Here is a 22,179-nt window from a genome sequence, read left to right as displayed (position 1 = left end):
CTTGTTCCGGCAGGTCGGAAGGGCTCTCTTCGTCGCTGAACTGCCTCTGGCATATGCCGATCGGATGGTGCGGAATGTCGTGTTCCGGGGGGCGTATTCCTCCGGAACGGCCCCGAAGCGGGCTCTTGGCGGCCATGATGGGGGGCATGGCGGGGCTGGAGGGTATCGAACAGCCGCGGCGGCACGGAAGTGCGACCGCGGCGCGCTGGACGCCTGCGGTCGAGGACGAACGGGCGCTCAAGGCGCTGGAGTTGTTCGGCAATCCGGCCGAGGGAGAGGTGCCGTTGCCGTCCCGCCCGGAGTCCGCGGCCACCGCGCGGCGGCTCGCGCAGGTCGTGGTGCTGCGGAACTGGGGCCTGTCCCCGAAGATGACGGAGGACGCGGTCTTACTCGTCTCCGAACTCGTCGGCAACGCCGTACGTCATACCGGCGCCCGCGTCTTCGGACTCCGTATGCGCCGCCGCCGCGGCTGGATCCGTATCGAGGTCCGGGACCCCTCCCGCGGCCTTCCCTGTCTCATGCCGGTCCAGGAAATGGACCTGAGCGGCCGGGGCCTCTTCCTCGTCGACAAGCTCTCCGACCGCTGGGGCGTCGACCTGCTGCCCCGCGGCAAGACAACCTGGTTCGAAATGCGCGTCGCCGACCGCTGAATGCTCTCGCCCACGCGGAAGCCCCGGCCGCGTGACGGCCGGGGCTTCCGGGGTGTCGCGGAACGAATTGGGGTGTGAACCGCGCCACCGGCGACAACCGTGGCCCGGGTCAATGGGTGGAGGTCGCATCGTCGACTATCGCAGACCCGGTCGACTGATCCATAAGCAGGGGATCTTGCTCCGCTTACGGGCTCCGCCCGGCCCGGTGCGCCCCCGGACCCGAGAACACGGAGCGACCCGCACCACCACCCAGCCGGACCAATCGCCGGTTTTTCGGCCGATTCATCCTTAAATGGTCCGGTGACCACGCCCGCCGAAGACCACGCAGCCCCCGCCCCGCCCCGGCGCGCGGCCCTGCTCACGGGACTCGCGCTCACCGCAGGAACACTCACCGCCGGAGTCACCGCAGGCTGCTCCACCCCTCGAGCCACCCACCCCCGCCCTCTCACCACACCCCCGGCCGCACCCAGCGCGCCCTCCGCCGCCGCGACCGGCGGAGCCCCCGCGCTCGCCCCCGCCCCCCGCCGCTACCCAGCCCAGCCCGCCGAGATCACCCACGGCACCCGCACCCGACCGTCCAGAGTGGCCCTCACCTTCCACGGTCAGGGCGACCCCGCCGTCGCCAACTCGCTTCTCGGTGAAGCCGAGAAGGCCGGCGCCCGGGTCACCGTCCTCGCCGTCGGCACCTGGCTGGACGAGCACCCGGGCCTCGCCCGCCGCATCCTCGACGGCGGCCACGACCTCGGCAATCACACCCTCCGCCACCTCGACATCAACGCCATGTCGCGGACGGACGCGGCGGCGGAGATCCAGGGCTGCGCGGACCGCCTCAAGCGGCTCACCGGCTCGATCGGCACCTGGTTCCGGCCGTCCCGCAGCCCCCGGGCCTCCCCTCTGGTCGCCCGCCTCGCCCGCGAAGCGGGCTACCCGCACACGCTCTCCTACGACGTCGACTCCCTCGACTTCACCTCGCCGGGAGCCACCGCGGTCACCCGCAACGTCCTGGCCGGAGTCGGCCCCGGCTCCATCGTGAGCCTGCACTTCGGCTACACCGACACGGTCGCCGCCCTCCCCGCCCTCCTGCACGAACTCGACCGCCGCGGTCTGCGCGCGGTCACCACCACGGAGCTGCTGAGCTGATGCTGACGCCACCCTCCCCCCTGCACCGCGTGCTCACCGCCGGCGCCGCCCTCACCACGCTCGCCGTCCTCGCGGGCTGCGGCGGCCCCTCCCGGGACCACGCCGACGAAGCCCTCGGCAGCAAGGCCGCCGTCCGGCCCGCCCCGGCGAAGAAGCCGGCGGTCCAGGGACTGCCCGGCATGCCGCCCTTGCTGGATCCGGCGGACGTCTATGCCGCCGACCGCCCGAACCGGCTCTCCCCGGTGGTCAAGGACTTCCCGTCCCGCGTCTATGTGCCCAACACCAACTCCAACACGGTCTCGGTGATCGACCCGAAGACGTACCGGGTCATCGAGACGATCCCGGTCGGCGCCCAGCCCCAACACGTCGTCCCCTCCTGGGACATGAAGACCCTGTGGGTCAACAACGACAAGGGCAACACCCTCACGCCCATCGATCCGAGAACCGGTGAGGCGGGCAAGCCGGTCGACGTGCACGACCCGTACAACCTCTATTTCACGCCCAACGGCAAGTACGCCGTCGTCATGGCCTCCCTCGACCGCGAACTGGTCTTCCGTGACGCGCACACCATGAAGCGCGTCAAGACGGAGCCGGTGAGCTGCTACGGCGTCAACCACGCCGACTTCTCCCCGGACGGCCGCTACTTCATCGTGTCCTGCGAGTTCAGCGGCGAACTCCTCAAGGTCGACACCGAGCGGATGAAGGTGATCAGCCAGCGGAAGCTGCCGTACCACGGAGCGATGCCGCAGGACGTGAAGATCTCCCCGGACGGCAAGAAGTTCTACATCGCCGACATGATGGCCGACGGCGTGTGGATCCTGGACGGCGACAAGTTCACCAGGCCGACCCTGCTGCACACGGGCAAGGGCTGCCACGGCCTGTACGTCAGCCGGGACTCGCGCGAGATGTACATCTCCAACCGCGGCGAAGGCACCATCTCCATCTTCGACTTCACCCAGGACCGGCTCACCAAGAAGTGGCACCTGCCCGACGGGGGCAGCCCCGACATGGGCGGCGTCTCGGCGGACGGCAAGGTCCTGTGGCTCTCCGGCCGCTACAACGCGGAGGTGTACGCCATCGACACCCGCACCGGCGCCCAGCTCGCCCGCATCCCCGTCGGCAGCGGTCCGCACGGCCTCGCCGTGTACCCCCAGCCCGGCCGCTACTCGCTCGGCCACACCGGCATCTTCCGCTAGGGCGGCGCCTGTTGAATGCCACGTCTGACACGTCGTCGTACGGGTGATGATCCATGGCCCGTCGCCGCGGAACCGCGATCGTGCTCCCCGTGATCACAACTCGCCCGCGGCGGCGGGCCGCTGCCGTCGCCCTGTCCCTCGCGACGACCGCCGCAGCCGGTCTGGCGCAAGACCTGCGGCACCCTGTACCGCAGCGACAGCCGCGGCCCGGCGACCGTCTTCGAGCAGGGCCTCCACCGCGAAGGACGTCGTCGCCGGGCAGTACGACATCGAGAACCACGTCCTGGTCGACCAGCCCTCGCCGTATGTGTCGACGACGTACGACCACGACCTCTGCACGTCCAGCCCGTACCGGGGTTCAACACTGGGGTTCAGCAAGCCCTGGGGTTCCGTACGCGCTGGGATTCAGTACGCGCTGAGCAGTGCCTCCGCTCCGACGGGACGGTAACCGGCCGACTGGAACGCCCGCAGACTGCGGGCGTTCCCCGGCGCCACCTGCGCCCAGACCGGCTCGTCGGCGAGGTGGAGCGCGGCCGACGCGAGCGCCCGGCCCAGCCCCCGGTGCCGTACGTCCTCGTCCACCTCGACCGCGATCTCCAGACGGCCCCCGATCCCGCGCCCGAGGACGAGGACCCCGCCGTCCGCCGTCCACGCCCGCACGCCGTCGCGCCGCCTGCGGGACCCGGCTACCCGGGGATGACCGAGGTCGGCGAGCTCCGTGAGCGCGAGGGGCGGCGGGCCGGGGAGCGGAGTGCCGACGGAGAGCAGGTCGATCGTGTCGTTCGACCGCCCCGTCCGCTCCATGAACGCGGCGAGGAACCGGGGGTTCATGGTCGCGGCGAGCGCGTCGCATGCGACGGCCCGCAGCGCCGTGCGTACCCACCCCTCGTCCTCGTCGGTGAAGACGACGGAGTGCGCGGTGAAGGCGAGGACCCCGGCGTCGCGGGGGGAGTGCTGGGGTACGACGGTGGTGGCGCCGTCGGGCGGCGGGAAGACTCCACGGGCCGCCGCGTCCAGAATGTCGCGCAGAGTGCCGGGCATGACTGTCCCCCACCGCTTGAGTCTCCACCGACTGGAAGGCCCAGACTCGCAGACATGATCGAAGACGGCACCGGCCTTTTCCCCATCGGGCGTCTGGCCCGCAGCACCGGCCTGTCCGTCCGCACCATCCGCTACTGGTCGGACGAGGGCGCGCTGCCCCCGGCGGCCCGGTCCGCGGGCGGCTACCGCCTGTACGACGCCGGGTCCGTGGCCCGCCTGGAGCTGATCCGCACCCTGCGCGAGCTCGGGCTGGGGCTCGACGATGTGCGCCGGGTGCTGGCGGGCGAGACGACGGTGGCGGAGGTGGCGGCCGCGCACGTGGCCGCGCTGGACGCGCAGATCAGGTCGCTGAAGGTGACCCGGGCGGTGCTGTCGACCGTGGCGCGACGCGGCTCGACCGCGGAGGAGATGACACTCATGAACAGGCTGGCGCGGCTCTCGGCCGCCGAACGCGGGCGCGTCATCGACGACTTCATGGAGGAGACCTTCGGAGGCCTGGACACCGCGGACCCCGACATCCGCACCCGGATGCGCTTCAACATCGGCGATCTGCCGGACGACCCGACCCCCGGGCAGGTGGACGCCTGGGTGGAGCTGGCCGAGCTGATCCAGGACCGGGGCTTCCGCGCCCGGATGCGCGAGATGATCGAGTTCAACGCGGCGGACCGGGGACCGGACGTGGCGCCGGGCACGTCCCTGTGGTTCATGAGCCGGCTGGTGCAGCTGGCGGGGGAGGCGCTGGAGACGGGTGTCGACCCCGGGTCGCCGGAGGCGGACACGGTGCTGAGCGGACTCCTCGGCGACGCCGACCGGGCCGCCGTGCTGGCGCGCATGGAGTCCGCGGCGCATGCCGAGATCGCCCGGTTCCGGGAGCTGAGCGCCCTGGTCCGCGGCACGGACCCGCTGTCGGCGCACCGTGAGGAGTTCGCCTGGGTGGTCGCCGCACTGCGCGCTCACGCGGACCGTTAATGTGACCTCCGTACACAAGGCAGCAACGCATGCAGTGATGCACGACGAAGGGGCGGGTCGGTGGCCGACATCGAGGAAGCACGCAAGCAGTTCGAGCGGATCGATACGGACGGTGACGGGTTCATCACCGCAGCCGAGTTCAAGTCCGCTCTCGCCCAGGGCGGCGACTGGAACGTCACCGAGTCGGTGGCGGAGGCCGTCATCGCCAGCCGCGACCTCAACGGCGACAAGCTCCTCTCGTTCGACGAGTTCTGGGCCCACCTGAACAAGTGACGTCTGCCGAAGGGGCGTCCACCGGTCTTCCGGCGGGCGCCCCTTCGGCGTGCCGTAACCCGGTGGCGGGCCCGGAAGTCCGGCGGTCGGGGCCCGGTGGCCGTGGGCCGGCACTTCCGCCGGCGGTCACCCGGATGCGGCACGTCCCGGAATAGGGCATCCGTCTCCGGGGTTGGTGATGCCCAACAGGAGCATCAACCCCGGAAGGGTCTGTCTCTCATGAAGATCGGCATCATCGGCGCGGGCAACATCGGCGGCAACCTCACCCGGCGGTTCACCGCCGTCGGTCACGACGTCTCCGTCGCCAACTCCCGCGGTCCCCATACGCTCACCGCGCTCGCCGAGGAGACCGGGGCGACGCCCGTCACGGTCGAGGAGGCGGCACGGGACGCCGACGTCGTGATCGTCACGATTCCGCTCAAGGCCGTGCCGAACCTGCCGGACGGCGTTCTGGACGGGGCCGCCGAGGGCGCCGCGGTCATCGACACCGGCAACTACTACCCCCAGCAGCGCGACGGCAGGATCGCCGGGATCGAGGACGACGGCCTCACCGAGAGCCGCTGGACCGCCCGGCAGATCGGCCACACGGTCGTCAAGGCCTTCAACGGCACCTACGCCCAGGACATCCTTGACCGTGCCCGTCCGGCCGGTGCCCCCGACCGCATGGCTCTCCCGGTGGCCGGCGACGACGAGGCGGCGAAGCGGCGCGTGCGCGACCTGATCGACGAGATCGGCTTCGACACCGTCGACGCCGGCGGCCTGGACGACTCCTGGCGCCAGCAGCCCGGCACCCCCGTCTACGGTCTACAGGAAGGCATCGACGCGGTGACGAAGGCGCTGGCGGAGGCGTCCCCGGAGCGTACGCCGGACTTCCGCGGCTGACCGCGACCGCCGTACGGCGGCCGACGCCGTACGGCGGTCGACCCCGTACATGGATCAACGGCAGTACGGAGATCAACAGGCCGTCCGGAGGCCAACAGCCGTCCGGAGGTCAGACGATCTCCAGGGGCCGGTGCGGCCCGTCCGGAAGTTCCACGGCCACGCCATCACCGGGCCGCACCACTCCGCCGGCGAGGACGACGCTCATGATCCCGGACCTGAACCGGGCCTTCCCGTCCTCGCCCCGCCCGACGACCTGCTTCAGGAGCCCCTTTTCGAAGGTGTCGATCTGGGCGCAGGGGTTCCGCAGCCCGGTCACCTCTACGACGGCCGCCGCCCCGAGGTGCAGCCGCGTCCCCGTGGGCAGCCCCAGCAGGTCGATGCCCCGGGTGGTGACGTTCTCCCCGAGCTGACCGGCCGCGACCTCGAAACCGGCCTCCCGCACCTCGGCGAACAGCTCCTCGTGAATGAGGTGAACCTGCCGCAGGTTCACCTGTGACGGGTCCTTCTCCATCCGGAAGCGGTGCTTGACCGTCCTTCCGGCATGCACGTCCCCCTCCACCCCGAGCCCGGCGAGCAGGGTGACGCTCTCCCGGTTCGGCTTGGTGAACGAGTACGTCCCGCTGCTGCTGACCGCCGTGACCGTCCCACCCATGTGATCGCTCCCCGTTCGCCCGGCGGCTCGTCGCGCCGGTGACCAGCGGAATCGTAGAGCCTGTCCCTGGAGCACGTCTCGGGGGTGGGGACGGCGGCGCTCCCGATGGTCCCTAGACCGCCGCGCTCAGCTCGGCCACAGGCATCTCGGGAGCGTGGGGGTAGGCGGCCGACCGGTGCTGGAAGGAGAGGATCTTCGGGTTCTGGACGACGCCGTCGCGGATCTCGATGGCCTTCGCGACCGTGACGTCGGCGTCCCACGCCGCGGGGCCGCTCATGACCTTGCGCAGGTAGGGAAGGAGCGCCTCGCTGATCTCCCAGGTGGCCGAGTTCCACAGGTGGGACGGGCTGTGATCCACCGCGTAGTAGTGGCAGCCCGAGCCCACCATGGGCATGGGGTCGCCGAAGGTGGTCGGGCGGGCCCACGCGAAGCCCATGCCCTCGTCGCAGGCGACGTCGATGAAGAAGGTCCCCGGCCGGAACAGGGCGAGTTCCTCGTCGGTGACGAACATGAGCGGCGCGTCGGTGTCCTGCAGGACGCAGTTGACGATGATGTCGAACCCGGCCAGATACTCCGCCAGCGGCACGGGCCCGGCCGGGGTGGAGGCCTGCAGGCGGGACGGATCGTCCTCCTGCTCCTCGAAGTGGCCCATGACGACCGAGGGCATGGGCGAGGCCACCGCCGCGGCGGCGCGCTGGGTGAGCACCGTGACGTCGGAGACGCCCATGGCGCCCAGGCCCGTGACCGCTCCACGCGCCGTGGCGCCGAAGCTGATGACCACCGCGCGCAGGCGGCGTCCGTAGCTGCCGGTCAGCCCGCCGAGCTGGAGGGCGTGCAGCACCGAGCAGTAGCCCGCGAGCTCATTGTTCTTGTGGAACACATGGACGCTGAAGGCGCCCGTGGAGGTCCAGTGGTTCATGGCTTCCCAGGCGATCAGGGTCAGCCGCCGGTCGATGCCGATCTGCGTCATCTTCTCGTCCTGCACGCAGTGCGGCCACCCCCACAGCACCTGTCCCTCGCGCAGTTCGGCGATGTCGTCGTGCATGGGTTTGGGCAGCAGCATGATGTCGCACTCGGCGATGAGCTGTTCGCGGGTGCGCAGGCCGGCCACGAGTGGTCGCAGCGCGGCGTCGGCGACGCCGAACCGTTCGCCGTAGCCGTGTTCGAGGAAGATCTTCTCGCGCAGGTCCGGGGCTATCCGGTCGAGGTGGCGAGGGTGCAGGGGCAGACGGAACTCGTTCTCCTTGCGGGAGGAGGCGAGAACTCCGAGACTCATCAGACTCATGTGGGGCGGCTCATTTCCGACCGGACGCTCTGTGCTCCGGCCTTGCCGTTCCCCGAGGGCGACGCCGAAATGGATGACGGCGTGCGAAGTGCGCTCGGTACCGCCACCGTACTCCGGTCCCGGCCGCGGATCGCTCACCGTTCGTCCGAGCGCGACGGATCCGCGGGTCCCCGGGACCGGGGCGCGGGGCGCTCCCGTGGCCTCCGGCGCCGGTGGTCTCTAGGCGCCGCCGGCCCACGCGCGCAGCTCGGCCTTGCTCGCGAAGTCCGCGACGTCCTTGTCCACCGGCTCGTCGGTGTACTGGTGGAAGCGCCACTTCGCCTTGATGCGAGGTTCGCCGGCGGTGACGTAGTCGGCGATCCAGAGGCCGTCGCCGGCGTACGAGGTGGTGTCGACGTTCAGCCAGAAGTTCCGGTTGGCGTAGAGCAGCACGCGGTGGTCCGGGCGGAGGTCCTTCACCTTGCGGATGAAGCGGTCCTTCTCCGCGTTGCTCGCGTGGGTTCCGTCGCCCGTGGTCTCCCAGTCGACGACGAGCAGGTCGCCCGCCTTCTCGGGGGCCTTGCTCACGAAGTACGCGGCCTGGGCGGTGATGTCGCCCGGCCACAGGAAGTGGTAGAAGCCCACCACACAGTCCGCGTCACGGGCTGTCCTCGCCTGAGCGGTGAGCTTCGGATTGACGTACGAGCGGCCTTCCGTCGCCTTGACGAAGACGAAGGAGAGGCCGGAGGTGCCGTACGCGGACGACTGGTAGGCGCTGACGTCGATGCCTCGCAGCATGGATGGAGCCTCCGTGCGTGGGGGGACGGGCCGTGTGGGGTGACGGCCGGTGTTCGTGGGGGAACAACTACCTTTCAACTGCCCCCACTTCGCCCGCCCCACCCTCGTACGGGTGTCCGGCGCGCGCCCCGCTCCTCCCGGGGCCGGGCCGCCGGCAGACGGCCGGCGCCCTGTGGGCCGGGTCAGGGCCTGTTCGTCAGCACTCGATGATGTTGACCGCCAGCCCGCCCCGGGCCGTCTCCTTGTACTTCACGCTCATGTCGGCGCCGGTCTCCTTCATGGTCTTGATGACCTTGTCGAGGGAGACCATGTGGGAGCCGTCGCCGCGCATGGACATCCTGGCCGCCGTGACGGCCTTCACCGCGGCCATGCCGTTGCGCTCGATGCAGGGGATCTGGACCAGTCCGCCGACCGGGTCGCAGGTCAGGCCGAGGTTGTGCTCCATGCCGATCTCGGCGGCGTTCTCGACCTGCTCGGGGCTGCCCCCGAGCACCTCGGCCAGCGCGCCCGCCGCCATGGAGCAGGCCGAGCCGACCTCGCCCTGGCAGCCGACCTCGGCGCCCGAGATGGAGGCGTTCTCCTTGAAGAGCATGCCGATGGCTCCGGCCGCGAGCAGGAACCGTACGACGCCCTCCTCGTCGGCGCCCGGCACGAAGTTGATGTAGTAGTGCAGCACCGCCGGGATGATGCCCGCCGCGCCGTTGGTGGGGGCGGTGACCACGCGTCCGCCCGCCGCGTTCTCCTCGTTGACCGCCATCGCGTAGAGGGTGATCCACTCCATCGCGTGGGCCAGCGGGTCGCCCTCGGCGCGCAGCTGGCGGGCCGAGTGGGCGGCGCGGCGGCGGACCCTGAGGCCGCCCGGCAGGATGCCCTCGCGGGCCATGCCGCGCGAGACGCACGCCTGCATCACGCGCCAGATGCCGAGGAGCCCTTCGCGGATCTCCTCCTCGGTGCGCCAGGCCCGTTCGTTCTCCAGCATCAGGGAGGAGATCGACAGGCCGGTCTCCTTCGTCAGCCGCAGCAGCTCGTCGCCCGTGCGGAACGGGTACTTCAGGATCGTGTCGTCGAGCTTGATGCGGTCCTCGCCGACCGCGTCCTCGTCGACGACGAAGCCGCCGCCCACCGAGTAGTACGTCTTCTCCAGGACGAGTTCACCCGAGGCGTCGTACGCGAAGATCGTCATGCCGTTGGCGTGGTACGGCAGGGCCTTGCGGCGGTGCAGGACCAGGTCGTCGTCGAAGGAGAAGTCGATCTCGTGCTCGCCGAGGAGGTTGAGGCGCCCGGAGGCCTTGATCCGCTCGACCCGCTCGTCGGCGCCCTCCACGTCCACCGTCCGGGGTGAGGCGCCCTCCAGGCCGAGCAGCACCGCCTTGGGGGTGCCGTGGCCGTGGCCGGTCGCGCCCAGGGAGCCGTACAGCTCGGCGCGTATCGCCGTGACCGGGGCCAGCAGGTCTTCGTTGCGCAGCCGCCGGGCGAACATGCGCGCCGCGCGCATCGGGCCCACGGTGTGGGAGCTGGACGGGCCGATGCCGATCGAGAACAGGTCGAAGACCGAGATGGCCACGGGAACTCCTTGCTGGTTTCGCCGGACGCCGTTGTCCGACGGAGGTGGTGCTGGACTGCATGGAACGGGGCACCGCGCTCTGCTTCCAGTGTGCGCGGTGCCCCGGACGTCCGTACGAAAAGTACCGCACGGACGAAAAGGTACGACAAAAAGCGTACGAAACTACTTCAGGCCGGGGTACAACGGGTGCTTATCGGCCAGAGCGGACACGCGGACCTTCAGGCCCTCCGCGTCGTAGGACGGCTTCAGTGCCTCGGCGATGATGTCCGCGACCTCGGTGAAGTCCTCGGCCGTGAAGCCGCGGGTGGCGAGGGCGGGCGTGCCGATGCGCAGGCCGGAGGTGACCATCGGCGGGCGGGGGTCGTTCGGGATGGCGTTGCGGTTGACGGTGATGCCGACCTCGTGGAGGCGGTCCTCGGCCTGCTGCCCGTCCAGCTCGGAGTTGCGCAGGTCGACCAGGACCAGGTGCACGTCCGTGCCCCCGGACAGGACGTCCACGCCCACGGCCTTCACGTCGTCCTGGACCAGGCGCTCGGCCAGGATGCGCGCGCCGTCCAGCGTGCGCTGCTGGCGCTCCTTGAAGTCGTCGGTGGCGGCGACCTTGAAGGAGACGGCCTTGGCGGCGATCACGTGCTCCAGCGGACCGCCCTGCTGACCGGGGAAGACCGCCGAGTTGATCTTCTTGGCCAGCTCGGCCGTCGAGAGGATCACGCCACCGCGGGGACCGCCGAGGGTCTTGTGGGTGGTCGTCGTGACGACGTGGGCGTGCGGCACCGGGTTCGGGTGCAGCCCCGCGGCCACCAGGCCGGCGAAGTGCGCCATGTCGACCATGAGGTACGCGCCCACCTCGTCGGCGATGCGGCGGAACTCGGCGAAGTCCAGCTGCCGCGGGTACGCGGACCAGCCGGCCACGATCAGCTTCGGCCGGGACTCCTTGGCGAGGCGCTCGACCTCGGCCATGTCGACCGTGCCGGTCTCGTCGCTCACGTGGTACGCGACCACGTTGTAGAGCTTGCCGGAGAAGTTGATCTTCATGCCGTGGGTGAGGTGCCCGCCGTGCGCGAGGTTCAGACCCATGATCGTGTCGCCCGGCTTGAGCAGCGCGAACATCGCGGCCGCGTTGGCCTGGGCACCGGAGTGCGGCTGCACGTTGGCGTGCTCGGCGCCGAACAGCGCCTTGACGCGGTCGATGGCGATCTGCTCGACCACGTCGACGTGCTCGCAGCCGCCGTAGTAACGGCGGCCCGGGTAGCCCTCGGCGTACTTGTTGGTCAGGACCGAGCCCTGGGCCTCCATGACCGCGACCGGAGCGAAGTTCTCCGAGGCGATCATCTCCAGGGTGGACTGCTGACGGTGCAGCTCGGCGTCGACGGCGGCGGCGACGTCCGGGTCCAGCTCGTGAAGGGGGGTGTTCAGAAGCGACATGCGGTGACTCCTCAGCCGGCGGTGAAGGCGGCGTACTCGTCGGCGGACATCAGGTCCTCGGGCTCGTCCGTGACGCGGACCTTGAACAGCCAGCCACCCTCGAAGGGGGCGGAGTTCACCAGCGACGGGTCGTCCACCACGTCCTGGTTGGCCTCGACGACCTCGCCGGCCACGGGGGAGTACAGGTCGCTGACGGACTTGGTCGACTCCAGCTCGCCGCAGGAGTCGCCCGCGGCCACGGTGTCACCGACCGCCGGAAGCTGGGCGTAGACGACATCGCCGAGCGCGTTGGCCGCGAACTCGGTGATGCCGACCGTCGCGACGCCGTCCTCGGCGACGGACAGCCACTCGTGCTCCTTGCTGTAGCGCAGCTGCTGGGGGTTGCTCATGGCCTGAATTCTCCTGTACGCGGGGGAGTGCTGATGAAGGGAAGCGTGTGACCCGGGCGGATGTGCCCAGGGTCACTTCTGACGCGCGACGGGGTCGACGGTCACGGCCGGCGCCCGACGGGCATTCGTGTCATGTCCGGTCCTCGCGGACCAGTGTCACTTCTGACGCTTGTAGAACGGCAGCGCCACGACCTCGTACGGTTCGTGGCTGCCCCGGATGTCCACGCCGACACCGGCGGTGCCCGGCGCTGCGTGCGCGGCGTCGACGTACGCCATCGCGATGGGCTTGCCCAGCGTGGGGGAGGGGGCGCCGGAGGTGATCTCGCCGATCACCCGGCCGTCGGTGACGACCGAGTACCCGGCGCGCGGCACGCGACGCCCCTCGGCGATCAGGCCGACGAGGACCCGCGGCGGGTTCTGCTCGGCGCGGGAGGCGGCCTCCTCGAGCGCGGCGCGCCCCACGAAGTCGCCCTCCTTCTCGAACTTCACGACCCGTCCGAGGCCGGCGTCGAAGGGGGTCAGCGCGGTGGTCAGCTCGTGCCCGTACAGCGGCATGCCCGCCTCCAGACGCAGCGTGTCGCGGCACGACAGACCGCAGGGGACCAGTCCGGCCGGGGTGCCCGCGTCGGTCAGCGCCTGCCACACCTTCTCGGCGTCGGCGGGGGCCACGAACAGCTCGAAGCCGTCCTCGCCGGTGTAGCCGGTACGGGCGATCAGGGCCGGAACGCCGGCCACCGTGCCCGGCAGGCCCGCGTAGTACTTCAGACCGTCGAGGTCCGCGTCGGTGACCGCCTTGAGGATGCCGGGGGACTCGGGTCCCTGCACGGCGATCAGGGCGTAGGCGTCACGGTCGTCGCGCACGACCGCGTCGAAACCGGCGGCGCGCTCGGTCAGGGCGTCCAGGACCACCTGGGCGTTGGAGGCGTTGGCGACGACCATGTATTCGTGCTCGGCCAGGCGGTAGACGATCAGGTCGTCCAGGATGCCGCCGTCCTCCCGGCAGATCATGGTGTAGCGGGCGCGGCCGACGCCGACGGTGGCGATGTTGCCGACCAGCGCGTGGTTCAGGAGAGCCGCCGCCTGCGGGCCGGTGACGGTGATCTCGCCCATGTGGGAGAGATCGAAGAGACCGGCCTTCGTACGGACGGCGAGGTGCTCGTCGCGCTCGGAGGCGTAGCGCAGGGGCATGTCCCAGCCTGCGAAGTCGGTCATCGTCGCGCCCAGCGAGCGATGCAGGGCATCGAGCGCGGTGTGACGGGGTGCGTTGCTGCTCATCGGTCTGGCTCCCAAGGCATGACGGCGAGGTCGTTCCTCCCCATCTGTCATCGGAACCTGAGAGGTTCATCAGTACCCCACGAAATGGTGGTCCTGACTTGCACCTTGGGTGGAGCCACTGGTCAGCGGCCCGCTTTTCAGATGTGCCTCGCCCGCGCGGTAACGGGGCCTGAGAGATTCAAGGGAGGGACTTGCTCCTTCGGCGCCCGGGTACACGTACCCAGGACTCTCCCGCGCGGATTCAAGCGGCCGGTATGCAGTTGGCGCGGCCATCATTGCACGCGCTGTCCGATCCCGGCAGTCCGCCATCTGTAACCGGCCTGTGGCAGTCCGCGTACCGAAACAGGAAGCGCCGGGCATTACCTTCTCTTTACACTCGAGGGGGATGGGACTCCACATCCATGGGGAGGACGGTCACGGTGAACAGGACCAGGGCGTACGCGGCGACCTCGGGTCTCGCGCTGCCGGAGCAGCCCGGCGCGACGGCCCGGGAGGCGTGCGGCCCGCTTCCGGCGGTCGTCGTCCGCGACCTACGCGACCGGGCGGGCCACAGCCCGCACGGTCTCCGCTTCGGGGCGGGCGACCTCGTGGTGGTCACCGGACTGCCCGGCAGCGGCAAGTCGACGCTGATGCGGCGGGCCGTGAAGGGCGCGCGCGTCGACTCGCAGGACACCCGCGACCGCTGGGACGGCCGGATGGCCCACCTGCTGCCCTACGCGGTCTACCGCCCGCTCGTCCGCCTCTCGCACTACGCCGGCCTGCGCCGCGCGCTGCGCGGCGGCGGCGGAGTCGTCGTGCACGACTGCGGCACGCAGGCCTGGGTGCGCCGCTGGCTCGCCCGCGAGGCCCGGCGCCGGGGCGGCGCACTGCACCTGCTGCTGCTCGACGTCACGCCGGACACCGCGCTGGACGGCCAGCGCGAGCGGGGCCGGGGCGTCTCGCGCTACGCCTTCGCGCGCCATCGCGGCGCGATCACCCGGCTGCTGCTCTCGATCGAGAAGGGCGGCCTGCCCGAGGGCTGCGGTTCGGCGGTGCTCATCGACCGGGACGCGGCGGACGTGCTGCGAAGGATCGACTTCGGCCACTGACCGGTCGCGGTGGCCCATTAACCTTTCCAGCCGGAACAGTGGTTCGAAGCAGGCGGTAGACAGATGGACTTCCCGGCACAGGCGCACCCCCACCCGCACGGCGGTTGGCCCGGCAACGAGCTGGAGGAGGTGCTGTCCGCCTCCCTCGGCGTACCCGCGGGGCCTTCCGCGGGCGCTCGCATCGTCGAGGTGCTCGGCCGCAGCTTCGTCTGGGTGCCCCTGCCCAACGGCGGTGGCCCGCAGAGCGGCCCGCTCGATCTGCCCACGATGGAGCTGGGGGGCCAGGTGTACGTCCCCGTCTTCAGCTCCGAGGAGCAGTTCCGCCAGGTCACCGGCGGACAGATGTCGTACACGATCGCGCCCGCCGTGGAGTTCGCCCGCGGACTTCCGCCGCAGGTCGGCATCGCGGTCAACCCGGACGGCGTGGTCGGTGTACCGCTGCCGCCGATGGCCGTCGCCGAGCTGTGCCGGGCCGGGCGGACCCCGCTCGACGGGCCGGCCAGCGGTGGCCGGGTGCGGCTCTTCGAACCCGACTGGCAGGAGGACCCGGTGGACTTCCTCGCCGCGGCCTCGGCCGAGTTCGCCGGGACCGGCGTCGTCCTGAGCGCCCGCCGCTGTCTGGCCAGCATCGAGGGCGACGATCCGGTCATGTTCATCGGCGTCGAACTCTCGCTGTGGGAGGGCGAGGTCCGCACGCTTCCCCTCGACGCCCTCGGCCGTGCCCTCGGTCGCGTCCCGATGAACATTCCGGTGAACCTGGTTCTCCTCGACGTGACGCAGGACCCGGTCGGCGACTGGATGCGAGCTCAGGTGCGCCCCTTCTACCAGCACGGTCACTGAACGACGCCGGTCCCGAGGGCGCACGGGGGACCGCGCGCCCTGCCGTCGACGGTCCGCGGCTTCTCCCGCGCGGTGCGTCTCGGCTCTCGGCTGCTTCCCCCGGCGGAGCGCGATCGCCGCATAAGCTGGTTTCATGGCCCGGTCGAGGTGTTGACGCACGTTCGTAACCGGTGCCTCAGGCGTAATGGATGAGTTCGTCGTGAATTGTTCGCGAAGGGGCGGTTGAGGGTGAGCGCGTCGGGCACGGCCGCGGCCGGGCAGGTCGAGCACATGCTGCGCCAGGTGACGCCCGGGCGTTACGACGCCTACGAGGCGCTCCTTCGCGCGCTCGCGACGCCGTCGTCCGGCCAGGTATGGATGCTGCTGTGGCACGGCCAGGCCGGCTCCCCGGACGCTCAGTACGGGAACATGCAGGTGGACGGCTTCGGGTACGCGCCCTGTGTCACCTCCGCCCAGGAACTCTCCGCCAGCGGCTGGAACCGCTCGTACGAGGTGGTGGACGGGCTGGACGTCGCCCGCACCCTGTACCCCGACCACTTCGGCCTCTGGCTCAATCCGCACGCCCCCGGCGGCGGCCTCGGCATCCCGTGGCTGGATCTGCGCCGGATCGCCACGGGCCTGGAGCGGCAGCCCGCCGGCCCGCTCCGGCTCTCCGAACCCGGCATCGAGATCCCGCAGTTCTACGCCCTGCTCACCCAGAACGCGCATCTCACCCCGGCCGTACGCTCGTTGCGGCGTGCCTGGGTCCAGCCGACGCTCGGGGCGCCGTATCTCGCCATCGGCCTTGACGTGTACGACACTTCGCCGCCCGCCGTCGACTCGGTGCGGGCGATGATGCAGCAGTCCATCGGCGCCGTTCCGGACGGGCTGCCGGTCTCCACCGTCGCGATGTCGGACGAGTTCGACCCGGTCGCGATGTGGCTGCGCGCCAATGCCCGGCCGTTCTACGACCGTGAGGCGCACGCGGCTCCCGTCCGCGGGTACGGCGGCCCGTCGCCGCACGGTGCCGCGTACTGACCGGACCGCGTCGGAGGCGGACCTCTCGACGCGATCGGCCTGACGCCGGAACAAGAACGCCGCCCCTCGTCGACATGAGCGGGGCGGCGCCTCGCTGTCACCGTGACACGGCGGACGGCGGGACTTCCTCCGTGACGCCGCGGACGTTCCGGCGTGCGCGGCTCCGGCAGCACCCATGGTCAGGGGCACGGCGCAGGTGCCGCCCAAGAGCGTCCGAGCGGCAGGCCGAGGCCACTTCGACATGGCGTGCCCATTTCAATCTCCCGGTGACTTGCGACTCCCTGCGGCCTCGTGGGTCCTCGGGCGGTGAATGTGGCCGATCCTGATCCATGGACGGCTGGAAGAGGCCTTGTGGTGATTTGGTGCAAACGTGGGCGATATCGCCCAACTCTGCACCGGAATGTCCCGGTTGTGGCAGTTCGATCCTTGATATCCGCCGTCCGGATAACGGAACCTCCCTGATGGCATCACGTTTGCGCATCCATTCACCGTCAAGTCTGGCAACAGATCGCCAATGCATTGAAGACTTCCGGCTCCAGGGGTTTAACCCCTGCGTACTACGGACTGATCACGCCGCTACAGCGGCAAGTGTGGGCCGGCTACCGCCGGTTGAGAGGGGTCCCTGCCAGATGACGGCACCATTGCACGAGCCGACGGCTGAAGTCGCGCCGAGCGCGGCTGAGGAGGCGGCGCTCGCCGGCTCCGCCGAGGCGAAGGCGGTACAAGGACGTTCCCTCGGCCGCATCGCCTGGGAGCGCCTGAAGCGGGACAAGCTGGCCCTGACGGGCGGCGTCGTGGTGCTCGTGCTGATCCTGGTCGCGATCTTCGCGCCGCTGATCACGAGCCTGGTCGGGCAGGACCCCGAGACCCACCACGAGAACCTGATCGACCCGCTCTTCTCGACCCCCACCGGGTCCTACGGCGGAATCAGCGGTGACCACCTGCTCGGTGTCGAGCCGGTCAGCGGTCGCGACATCTTCGCCCGGATCGTCTACGGCGCCCAGGTCTCGCTCCTGGTCGGCTTCCTGTCGGCCCTGGTCGCCGTGGTGCTCGGCACCGTCCTCGGCGTGCTCGCCGGCTACTTCGGCGGCTGGCTGGACGCGCTCATCAGCCGCGTGATGGACGGCCTGCTGGCCTTCCCGCAGCTGCTCTTCATCATCGCGCTGGTCTCGGTCATGCCGAACGAGATGCTGGGCCTGACGGGTACGGGCGTCCGCCTCTTCGTCATGATCCTGGTGATCGGCTTCTTCGGCTGGCCCTACGTCGGACGCGTGGTGCGGGGTCAGACCCTCTCCATGCGTGAGCGCGAGTACGTCGAGGCCGCGCGCAGTCTCGGGGCCGGCAGGTTCTACATCCTGTTCAAGGAGCTGCTGCCCAACCTGGTCGCGCCCATCATCGTGTACACGACAATGATGATCCCGACCAACATCCTCACCGAGGCTGCGCTCAGCTTCCTGGGCGTGGGCGTCAAGCCGCCCTCGGCCTCCTGGGGGCAGATGCTCTCCTCCGCGATCGATTACTACGACTCGGACCCGATGTACATGGTCATCCCGGGTGTAGCGATCTTCATCACCGTGCTCTCCTTCAACCTCTTCGGCGACGGCGTACGCGATGCGCTCGACCCGAAGGGTTCTCGCTGAACTGCCGTACCCCCCGGGCCCGTCACCTATCGGACGGGCCGCTACACACACGGAGGATCCGAGTGATTACCCAACGCACCACAGGGCGGCGCAAGCAGGCCGTGGCCGCCGCAGCCGTGGTCGCTGCACTGCTGTCCACGGCGGCGTGCGGCGGCGGCAACGACGACAACGAGGGCGGCGGCTCCAAGAACGGCGCGGCCGGCTTCGACGCTGCGAACAACAAGGTCGCTCAGGCCTCCCTCGCGAAGAAGGGCGGCACGCTGAAGTTCGCGGGCGTCCAGGACGCCGACTCGTGGGACACCACGCGCGGCTACTACGGCTTCGCCTGGAACTTCATGCGGTACTACAGCCGCACCCTGGTGACCGGCAACGCCGAGCCCGGTGCCGCCGGTGCCAAGCTGACGCCGGACCTCGCCACCAGCACGGCGAAGGTCACCGACGACGGCAAGACCTACACGTACACGCTGCGTGACGGCGTGACGTGGGAGGACGGCAAGCCGATCACCTCCAAGGACATCAAGTACGGCATCGAGCGGCAGTGGGCGCAGGACGTGCTGTCCGGCGGTCCGGTCTACCTGAAGGACCTCCTCGACCCCAAGGGCGAGTACAAGGGTCCCTACAAGGACAAGTCCAAGGACAAGCTCGGTCTGAAGGCGATCGAGACGCCGGACGACAAGACCATCGTCTTCAAGCTTCCGCAGGCCAACTCGGACTTCGAGGACATCCTCGCGCTGGCCTCGTCCGCGCCGGTCCGCCAGGACAAGGACACCAAGTCCAAGTACGGCCTGAAGCCGTTCTCGTCCGGCCCGTACAAGTTCGACTCGTACACGCCGAACAAGAGCCTCAAGCTGGTCCGCAACCCGGAGTGGAAGGCGTCCTCGGACCCGATCCGCAAGGCGTACCCGGACGCGATATCGCTGACGCTGTTCACCAACGCCAACGACATGGACCAGCGTCTGATCAACGGCGACTACGACCTGGACATCAACCAGACCGGCATGTCGCCGCAGGGCCGCACCACCGCCCTGAAGAAGCACAAGGCCAACCTGGACAACCCGGTCTCGGGCTACGTCCGTTACGCGGTCTTCCCGCAGAGCGTGAAGCCGTTCGACAACGAGCACTGCCGCAAGGCCGTGATCTACGGCGCCGACCACGAGTCGCTGCAGACCGCGCGCGGTGGCCCGGTGGCCGGTGGTGACATCGGCACCAACATGCTGCCGCCGTCCGTCCCGGGTGCCGAGGGCCAGAAGTACGACCCGTACGAGTCGGCCACGGCCAACAAGAACGGCAACGTCGCCAAGGCCAAGGAAGAGCTGAAGGCCTGCGGCAAGCCGGACGGCTTCAAGACCACCATCGCGGTCCGCAACAACAAGCCGGTCGAGGTCGCCACGGCCGAGTCCCTCCAGGCCTCGCTGAAGAAGGTCGGCATCACCGTCGACATCGACCAGTTCGACGGCGCGCAGACCAGCGGCATCATCGGTAGCCCCTCGAACGTGAAGAAGAAGGGCTACGGCATCATCATCATGGGCTGGGGCCCGGACTTCCCGACCGTCCAGGGCTTCGGTCTGCCGCTCTGGAGCGGCAAGTACATCCTTGAGAGCGGCAACAACAACTTCGCGCTGATCGACGACAAGGCGATCGACGGCCTCTTCAACAGCTACGTCAAGGAGCTCGACGAGGCGAAGAAGACCGAGATCTCCACGGAGATCAACCACAAGGTCATGGAGGGCGGCTACTACCTTCCCTTCGTCTTCGAGAAGTTCGTCAACTGGCGCGGCAGCAACCTCGCGAACGTCTACACGACCGACAACTACAGCGGTCAGTACGACTTCGTGAACCTGGCTCTGAAGAAGTAATACCGACCGGCGCACCCGCCATACGGCACGAAAGGCAGGTGAAGGCCGGCGCGGCGTGACCCGCGGGCCACCGGACGACCTCCGGTGGCCCGCGGCACCGCCGCTGGGCCGAGAGCAGTGCTCGCTTACCTCATCAGGCGGCTCTTCGCCGCCGTAGTGATGCTGGTGGTCATCATTCTGGTGGTCTTCGGCATCTTCTTCCTCGTCCCCCGCTGGGCGGGCGTGGACCCGGCCACGATGTTCGTGGGCAAGCAGGCCGACCCCGCGGCGATCGAGGCCGTTCGGCAGAAGCTCGGGCTGGGCGAGCCGATATTCGCTCAGGTCTGGGAGTTCTTCAAGGGCATCTTCGTGGGACGCACGTACGCGTCCGGCGGCGACGTCACGAACTGCGCGGCCCCGTGCTTCGGCTACTCCTTCCGCAACGAGCAGGCCATCTGGCCGGTGCTCACCGACCGCTTCCCAGTGACCCTGGCTCTCGCGCTCGGTGCCGCCGTGCTCTGGCTGATCTTCGGTGTCGCTGCGGGTGTGCTCTCAGCGCTCAAGCGCGGCTCCCTGTGGGACCGCGGCGCGATGATCGTCGCCCTCAGCGGCGTCTCGCTCCCGATCTACTTCACCGGTCTGCTGTCGCTGGCGGTCTTCAGCTACGGCCTCGGATGGCTGGACGGCCAGTACGTCCCCTTCGACGAGAGCGTCAGCGGCTGGTTCGGCGGCATGATCCTGCCCTGGGTCACGCTCGCCTTCCTCTACGCGGCCATGTACGCCCGGATCACCCGCGCCACCATGCTGGAGATCCTCGGTGAGGACTACATCCGCACGGCCCGGGCCAAGGGCCTGCGCGAGCCGGTCGTCATCGGCAAGCACGCCATGCGCTCCACGATGACGCCGATCCTCACCATGTTCGGTATGGACCTCGGCGCCCTCATCGGCGGCGCGATCCTCACCGAGACCACATTCAGCCTGCCGGGCCTCGGCCAGGCCGTGCTGACGGCGATCAACACCAAGGACCTGCCGATCATCCTGGGCGTCACGCTGATCACCTCGCTCGCGGTGATCTTCGCCAACCTGGTCGTCGACCTCCTGTACGCCGTGATCGACCCCCGAGTGAGGCTGTCATGACCGAACTCAGCAAGAGCGGAGCGGCCATGACCGAGCCCGTGAAGGACTCGCCCGCACCTTCCTCCTTTCTCGAAGTCCGCGACCTGAAGGTGCACTTCCCGACCGACGACGGCATCGTCAAGTCCGTCGACGGGCTCAGCTTCACGCTGGAGAAGGGCAAGACCCTCGGCATCGTGGGCGAGTCGGGCTCCGGCAAGTCGGTGACCTCGCTCGGCATCATGGGCCTGCACACCGCCGGCCAGTACGGCAAGCGCAAGGCCCAGATCTCCGGCGAGATCTGGCTCGACGGCACGGAACTGCTCTCCGCCGACCCCGACCACGTGCGCAAGCTGCGTGGCCGCGAGATGGCGATGATCTTCCAGGACCCGCTGTCGGCGCTGCACCCGTACTACACGATCGGCCAGCAGATCGTGGAGGCCTACCGGATCCACAACAAGGTCGACAAGAAGGCGGCGCGCAGGCGCGCCATCGAGATGCTCGACCGCGTGGGGATCCCCCAGCCGGACAAGCGGGTCGACAACTACCCGCACGAGTTCTCCGGCGGTATGCGCCAGCGCGCGATGATCGCGATGTCGCTGGTCAACAACCCCGAGCTGCTGATCGCGGACGAGCCGACGACCGCCCTGGACGTGACCGTCCAGGCGCAGATCCTCGACCTCATCCGGGACCTGCAGAAGGAGTTCGGCTCCGCGGTCATCGTCATCACCCACGACCTGGGCGTCGTCGCCGAACTCTCCGACGACATCCTGGTGATGTACGGCGGCCGCTGCATCGAGCGGGGCCCGGCCGAGAAGGTCTTCTACGAGCCACGGCACCCGTACACGTGGGGCCTGCTCGGTTCCATGCCGCGCCTGGACCGTGACCAGACCGAGCGCCTGATCCCGGTCAAGGGCTCCCCGCCCTCGCTGATCAACATCCCGTCGGGCTGCGCCTTCAACCCCCGCTGCCCGTACGCGGACGTCCCGAAGGACAACGTCACCCGCACGGTCCGCCCCGAGCTGTCCGAGGTCGGCAGCCAGCACTGGGCCGCCTGTCACATGACGCAGGAGCAGCGCGAGCGGATCTGGATCGAAGAGATTGCGCCCAAGCTGTGAGTGAGAACGC

General features: G+C 69.6%; 21 protein-coding genes, 1 pseudogene and 2 riboswitches. Of the genes and pseudogenes, 14 read left to right on the top strand and 8 right to left on the bottom strand.

Annotated features, from left to right (window positions below; all coding sequences use genetic code 11):
- Window positions 1-146: 146 nt before the first annotated feature.
- The 4 genes and pseudogenes from ACWD68_RS09320 to ACWD68_RS09305 form a co-directional block, all read left to right on the top strand.
- Window positions 147-650, top strand: coding sequence for an ATP-binding protein (locus ACWD68_RS09320; RefSeq protein WP_451805849.1), 504 nt, complete (start codon window positions 147-149; stop codon window positions 648-650).
- Between the two features lie 300 nt (window positions 651-950).
- Window positions 951-1,790, top strand: a complete 840-nt coding sequence (locus ACWD68_RS09315) for a polysaccharide deacetylase family protein (protein WP_451805848.1) — start codon at window positions 951-953, stop codon at window positions 1,788-1,790.
- Window positions 1,790-2,986, top strand: coding sequence for a YncE family protein (locus ACWD68_RS09310; RefSeq protein ID WP_451805847.1), 1,197 nt, complete (start codon window positions 1,790-1,792; stop codon window positions 2,984-2,986). The genes ACWD68_RS09315 and ACWD68_RS09310 overlap by 1 nt, the downstream gene beginning before the upstream one ends.
- A gap of 141 nt (window positions 2,987-3,127) precedes the next feature.
- Window positions 3,128-3,320: pseudogene (locus ACWD68_RS09305) on the top strand (scabin-related ADP-ribosyltransferase); the annotation flags it as partial.
- A 71-nt stretch (window positions 3,321-3,391) separates the two neighbouring features.
- On the opposite strand, the gene ACWD68_RS09300 reads toward ACWD68_RS09305, so the two are convergent.
- Window positions 3,392-4,027 (bottom strand): GNAT family N-acetyltransferase, encoded by a 636-nt coding sequence (locus ACWD68_RS09300; protein ID WP_451805846.1) that lies wholly within the window; start codon window positions 4,025-4,027, stop codon window positions 3,392-3,394.
- A 54-nt stretch (window positions 4,028-4,081) separates the two neighbouring features.
- Between ACWD68_RS09300 and ACWD68_RS09295 the strand changes: the two genes are divergently transcribed.
- The 3 genes from ACWD68_RS09295 to ACWD68_RS09285 all read left to right on the top strand — a co-directional run bounded on the left by ACWD68_RS09295 (window position 4,082) and on the right by ACWD68_RS09285 (window position 6,151).
- The gene (locus ACWD68_RS09295) at window positions 4,082-4,996 is read left to right on the top strand and encodes a MerR family transcriptional regulator (RefSeq protein WP_451805845.1); all 915 of its coding nucleotides are present in this window, start codon (window positions 4,082-4,084) and stop codon (window positions 4,994-4,996) included.
- A 60-nt stretch (window positions 4,997-5,056) separates the two neighbouring features.
- Window positions 5,057-5,269, top strand: a complete 213-nt coding sequence (locus tag ACWD68_RS09290; RefSeq protein ID WP_351541800.1) for an EF-hand domain-containing protein — start codon at window positions 5,057-5,059, stop codon at window positions 5,267-5,269.
- A 96-nt stretch (window positions 5,270-5,365) separates the two neighbouring features.
- Window positions 5,366-6,151, top strand: a complete 786-nt coding sequence (locus ACWD68_RS09285) for an NADPH-dependent F420 reductase (protein ID WP_451805844.1) — start codon at window positions 5,366-5,368, stop codon at window positions 6,149-6,151.
- Between the two features lie 109 nt (window positions 6,152-6,260).
- Here the strand turns inward: ACWD68_RS09285 and ACWD68_RS09280 are convergent, their stop codons facing one another.
- The 7 genes from ACWD68_RS09280 to gcvT form a co-directional block, all read right to left on the bottom strand.
- Window positions 6,261-6,803 carry an MOSC domain-containing protein gene (locus ACWD68_RS09280; RefSeq protein ID WP_451805843.1) on the bottom strand — a complete coding sequence of 181 codons (543 nt, stop codon included), beginning with the start codon at window positions 6,801-6,803 and terminating at the stop codon, window positions 6,261-6,263.
- Between the two features lie 112 nt (window positions 6,804-6,915).
- Window positions 6,916-8,088 (bottom strand): N(5)-(carboxyethyl)ornithine synthase, encoded by a 1,173-nt coding sequence (locus ACWD68_RS09275; protein WP_451805842.1) that lies wholly within the window; start codon window positions 8,086-8,088, stop codon window positions 6,916-6,918.
- A gap of 219 nt (window positions 8,089-8,307) precedes the next feature.
- Complete coding sequence (locus tag ACWD68_RS09270) at window positions 8,308-8,865, bottom strand: glycoside hydrolase family 25 protein (RefSeq protein ID WP_451805841.1); 558 nt, start codon at window positions 8,863-8,865, stop codon at window positions 8,308-8,310.
- Window positions 8,866-9,061: 196 nt separating this feature from the next.
- Window positions 9,062-10,429 carry an L-serine ammonia-lyase gene (locus tag ACWD68_RS09265; RefSeq protein ID WP_451805840.1) on the bottom strand — a complete coding sequence of 456 codons (1,368 nt, stop codon included), beginning with the start codon at window positions 10,427-10,429 and terminating at the stop codon, window positions 9,062-9,064.
- Window positions 10,430-10,591: 162 nt separating this feature from the next.
- Window positions 10,592-11,854: a serine hydroxymethyltransferase gene (gene glyA / locus ACWD68_RS09260; RefSeq protein WP_451805839.1), complete on the bottom strand. Its 1,263-nt coding sequence runs from the start codon at window positions 11,852-11,854 to the stop codon at window positions 10,592-10,594.
- A gap of 11 nt (window positions 11,855-11,865) precedes the next feature.
- The gene (gcvH, locus tag ACWD68_RS09255; RefSeq protein ID WP_451805838.1) at window positions 11,866-12,243 is read right to left on the bottom strand and encodes a glycine cleavage system protein GcvH; all 378 of its coding nucleotides are present in this window, start codon (window positions 12,241-12,243) and stop codon (window positions 11,866-11,868) included.
- A gap of 156 nt (window positions 12,244-12,399) precedes the next feature.
- Entirely contained in the window at window positions 12,400-13,518 is a 1,119-nt protein-coding gene (gene gcvT, locus ACWD68_RS09250) for a glycine cleavage system aminomethyltransferase GcvT (protein ID WP_451805837.1), read from the bottom strand.
- Window positions 13,519-13,552: 34 nt separating this feature from the next.
- A riboswitch (glycine riboswitch) is annotated at window positions 13,553-13,665 on the bottom strand.
- Window positions 13,666-13,762, bottom strand: a riboswitch (glycine riboswitch).
- A gap of 175 nt (window positions 13,763-13,937) precedes the next feature.
- Between gcvT and ACWD68_RS09245 the strand changes: the two genes are divergently transcribed.
- From ACWD68_RS09245 to ACWD68_RS09215, 7 genes are all read left to right on the top strand, one after another.
- Window positions 13,938-14,606 (top strand): AAA family ATPase, encoded by a 669-nt coding sequence (locus ACWD68_RS09245; RefSeq protein WP_451805836.1) that lies wholly within the window; start codon window positions 13,938-13,940, stop codon window positions 14,604-14,606.
- Window positions 14,607-14,669: 63 nt separating this feature from the next.
- Window positions 14,670-15,446, top strand: a complete 777-nt coding sequence (locus ACWD68_RS09240; RefSeq protein ID WP_451805835.1) for an enhanced serine sensitivity protein SseB — start codon at window positions 14,670-14,672, stop codon at window positions 15,444-15,446.
- Between the two features lie 228 nt (window positions 15,447-15,674).
- The gene (locus ACWD68_RS09235; protein WP_451805834.1) at window positions 15,675-16,463 is read left to right on the top strand and encodes an enhanced serine sensitivity protein SseB C-terminal domain-containing protein; all 789 of its coding nucleotides are present in this window, start codon (window positions 15,675-15,677) and stop codon (window positions 16,461-16,463) included.
- Window positions 16,464-17,092: 629 nt separating this feature from the next.
- Entirely contained in the window at window positions 17,093-18,103 is a 1,011-nt protein-coding gene (locus tag ACWD68_RS09230; RefSeq protein ID WP_451805833.1) for an ABC transporter permease, read from the top strand.
- A gap of 62 nt (window positions 18,104-18,165) precedes the next feature.
- A complete protein-coding gene (locus ACWD68_RS09225) occupies window positions 18,166-19,959 on the top strand; it encodes an ABC transporter substrate-binding protein (RefSeq protein ID WP_451805832.1) in 1,794 nt (597 codons plus the stop codon).
- Window positions 19,960-20,076: 117 nt separating this feature from the next.
- Window positions 20,077-21,075, top strand: a complete 999-nt coding sequence (locus tag ACWD68_RS09220) for an ABC transporter permease (protein WP_451805831.1) — start codon at window positions 20,077-20,079, stop codon at window positions 21,073-21,075.
- Window positions 21,072-22,169, top strand: a complete 1,098-nt coding sequence (locus ACWD68_RS09215; protein ID WP_451805830.1) for an ABC transporter ATP-binding protein — start codon at window positions 21,072-21,074, stop codon at window positions 22,167-22,169. Before ACWD68_RS09220 ends, ACWD68_RS09215 begins: the two co-directional genes overlap by 4 nt.
- The last annotated feature ends 10 nt before the right edge of the window (window positions 22,170-22,179 follow it).

Source organism: Streptomyces sp. NPDC005141 (assembly GCF_053599975.1).
The sequence above is the reverse complement of the archived record's forward strand: the minus strand, read 5'-3'. Positions and strand labels throughout refer to the sequence as shown.